Origin of the sequence: Serratia sp. CY76391, assembly GCF_052166695.1 — a bacterium.
Lineage (GTDB): Bacteria > Pseudomonadota > Gammaproteobacteria > Enterobacterales > Enterobacteriaceae > Serratia > Serratia nematodiphila.
Window position 1 is genome coordinate 1 of the sequence record NZ_JBJNOJ010000022.1, and the last position, 1600, is coordinate 1600.

The 1600-nt window shown below is 52.2% G+C and carries 3 protein-coding genes; all 3 read left to right on the forward strand.

Features of this window, described 5'->3' with window-relative positions:
- Positions 1-231, forward strand: a 231-nt coding sequence (locus ACJ8PN_RS25325) for a hypothetical protein (protein ID WP_442535352.1), incomplete at its 5' end; no start/stop codon positions are given.
- Position 232: 1 nt separating this feature from the next.
- Entirely contained in the window at positions 233-391 is a 159-nt protein-coding gene (locus ACJ8PN_RS25330; protein WP_420277094.1) for a hypothetical protein, read from the forward strand.
- Positions 392-904: 513 nt separating this feature from the next.
- The gene (locus ACJ8PN_RS25335; protein ID WP_420277093.1) at positions 905-1489 is read left to right on the forward strand and encodes a head fiber protein; all 585 of its coding nucleotides are present in this window, start codon (positions 905-907) and stop codon (positions 1487-1489) included.
- The last annotated feature ends 111 nt before the right edge of the window (positions 1490-1600 follow it).

Sequence of the window (1600 nt, forward strand, 5' to 3'; positions counted from 1 at the left end):
TTCATGAACAAGAAAAGGACGCGGCTGGTGGTCAATTCGCTGCTGCTGGTGGCTATTGTTGCTATGGCTGCATGTTCTGCTGTGTCGTTCACACATGCCAACGGCGCAAGGGGGCAGAGCATCACCAACGCAGAGGTACAGCCCGATAACACTGTTGTGTTGCAATACCCGAACGGCTCGGCTTGTATCGATACCAATCCAGGCGAAAGCCAGATCTGTAAAGGACGGTGATATGAAAACGCTGACGTTATGCCTGGTGTTATCGTGTTTACTGACCGGCTGCGTCTCTCAGCGCTACGTCGGCGTGCAAATCACTTCAACGTCGCCCATGAGCGTGACACGGGTATCGGTGAACGGTAACGCCGTGGTGATGTACCGGGTGGAGGAATAAAAAAAGCCCACAAGGAGACGTGGGCGGCACTCTACGAGGAAGAGCGCAATTGTTGCACGGAACGATTTCACAGTTCAAAAGGCAGTGTGTTTCTGTCAAGTACTTCAGGTGGCCTTTGAGAGGGCCATCCAAAATGCATAAACAAAACCATCAACGGATCCTGCCCGGTCACCCTGACCGTTATGGGTGAACGGTAATGCTGTGGTGATGTATCGGGTGGGGGAATAAAAGAAGCCCACAAGGGGTATTTGTGGGCTAAAGACTTCTCTGGAAGAACGCTTTTGTAGTTATACGCACGACACTTCTTAAAGCTGGGAATGGCAGGTGTGGAGAGTCAAGAAAAAAAGCCCGTCTGGGGACGGGCAGGAATGCCTCAAGGACGAGGCAAAGACGTTAATGCAATGCAGCTTAAGTATCGAAACGGGGGAGCGTGCGGGTCAAACATAATTGTTCTGTTTGGTGTGTGTGGCGAGGGTGTCAGCACAGCCACTGAAATTAAATGATGAGGTCTATATGGCACTTACAGATTATACCGTCGTCGTGGGTGATAACCCCGATGACCTGCAAACGAAGGTCGCTGAGAAGATTGCTGATGGTTATCAGCCTTTTGGTGCCCCGATTATTCAATGGGGCTCCTTCTCTATGGTGCAGGTGGTTGCCAAAGGCGATGGCGGCGGAGGTGGGGGTGGTGACGGAACGGTCACTATCGACAATATTACCGATGCTTCCGCGCCGGTGAAAACCATGCTGAAACAGCAGACCAATGAACAAATTTTGAGCACTATTGGTGCCGGTACTTCGAACCTCAAGATTGGGACTGCGGCAACCGATGCCAAGGCAGGGAACTATCAGCCAGCGACAGCTGATATTAGCGATGCATCCGATGTTGGGAAGCAGTTACTAAAAGCTGCAGATGCTGCGGCTGCGCGAACCGCTATTGGTGCAGGTGAGCCTTACACATTGCCAGCAGCAACGGCCAGTGCGGTTGGCGGGGTAAAAATGGCTGCTGCGATGGCTGATTTAACCGCGGCACCGACGCAGGCGGATTTTAACGGATTACTGGCAGCGCTACGGGCAGCTGGTCAGATTGCCACCTGAATCATCATGCCATTTGTTCCGGTAATAATGAGGGGAGAGACCCTATGCCCGACATACGAGAATTGCCGGCGACGCTGGCAAAGATAAGAAAGCAAATCCCGTTTGCGATCG